At 32.2% G+C, this 717-nt stretch carries 1 protein-coding gene and 1 pseudogene; one reads left to right on the top strand and one right to left on the bottom strand.

The window, feature by feature from the left end:
- Positions 1–366, top strand: a 366-nt coding sequence (locus tag ACVC2P_RS04440; RefSeq protein ID WP_452597278.1) for a sterol desaturase family protein, incomplete at its 5' end; no start/stop codon positions are given.
- Here the strand turns inward: ACVC2P_RS04440 and ACVC2P_RS04435 are convergent.
- Positions 361–717, bottom strand: a pseudogene (locus tag ACVC2P_RS04435) (metal-dependent hydrolase); the annotation flags it as partial. The gene ACVC2P_RS04440 and the pseudogene ACVC2P_RS04435 overlap by 6 nt on opposite strands.

Raw genomic sequence — 717 nt, 5'->3', positions numbered from 1 at the left:
AAATGGTTTGAGGCAGTAATGAATACGCCTTCTCATCATAGAGTTCACCATGGTAGTAATCCTCTTTATTTAGATAGAAACCATGCTGGTATTTTTATTATTTGGGATAAGTTATTTAAAACGTTCCAGCCAGAACTTAAAGAAGAAAAAGTAGTCTATGGGCTTACCGTTAATATAAACACCTACAACCCTATTAAAATTGCTTTTTTAGAATGGGTTGCCATGTTTAAAGATGTAATTTCTGGAAAAAAATCTTTCTCTAGCAGATTACAATATTTTTTTAAGCCTCCGGGTTGGAGGCATGATGGTAGTGGTAAAGTTTCGGATGATTTAAGAGATGAATGGCTTAAAGAAAACAAATTATAGCGTTATACTTTCTCCTATCTCTAACAGTGTTAAGGTTTTATTTTTATTTGCAAACTGTTGTTTAGCTTCTTCTTTGTTTATTTCTATATATCCAAATGTATCGAAGTGGTAACCAAGAATAGTATTACACTCAACAAAATCACTGGCTAAAACTGCATCTTCTATTCCCATTGTAAAGTTATCTCCTATTGGTAGAATAGCTAAGTCTAGTTTTGTTTGTAATGGAATTAACTTCATATCAAATGTTAATGCTGTGTCTCCTGCTATATAAATATTTTTATGTTTAGTTTCAATTACAAATCCACCAGGTTGTCCTCCATAACTACCATCTGGAAAAGAAGAGGTGTGTAT

Source organism: Pontimicrobium sp. MEBiC01747 (genome assembly GCF_053601635.1).
The sequence above is the reverse complement of the archived record's forward strand: the minus strand, read 5'-3'. Positions and strand labels throughout refer to the sequence as shown.